The following is a 564-nucleotide window of genomic DNA, read 5'->3' on the forward strand; positions in this document are numbered from 1 at the left end:
TTTAATGATAGAGGAGGAATTTGATGATCTCTAACAAATTAGCAAATATCCCTGATAGTTATTTCGGGAAAACGATGGGACGTAAAATCGAACATGGACCATTGCCATTAATTAATATGGCAGTTGGAATCCCTGATGGGCCTACGCCACAAGGTATTATTGATCATTTTCAACAAGCACTAACTATTCCTGAAAATCAAAAATATGGTGCTTTTCATGGTAAAGAAGCGTTCAAGCAAGCTATTGTAGATTTTTATCAAAGACAATATAATGTGACGTTAGATAAAGAAGATGAAGTGTGCATTTTATATGGTACAAAAAATGGATTAGTGGCAGTACCAACATGTGTTATCAATCCAGGAGACTATGTATTACTACCTGATCCAGGCTACACGGATTATTTAGCAGGTGTACTTTTAGCTGATGGCAAGCCTGTCCCGCTTAATTTAGAACCGCCACATTATTTGCCAGATTGGTCCACAGTTGATTCACAAATAATAGATAAAACAAAACTCATTTATTTAACGTATCCAAATAATCCAACTGGATCGACAGCTACGAAAG

At 36.2% G+C, this 564-nt stretch carries 1 protein-coding gene; it reads left to right on the top strand.

The features are described 5' to 3' along the window. Positions 1-23 precede the first annotated feature (23 nt). The coding region (locus IDG60_RS00550; RefSeq protein ID WP_206160361.1) for an aminotransferase class I/II-fold pyridoxal phosphate-dependent enzyme at positions 24-564 on the top strand (541 nt) is incomplete at its 3' end.

This window comes from Staphylococcus sp. EG-SA-2, from assembly GCF_017152085.1.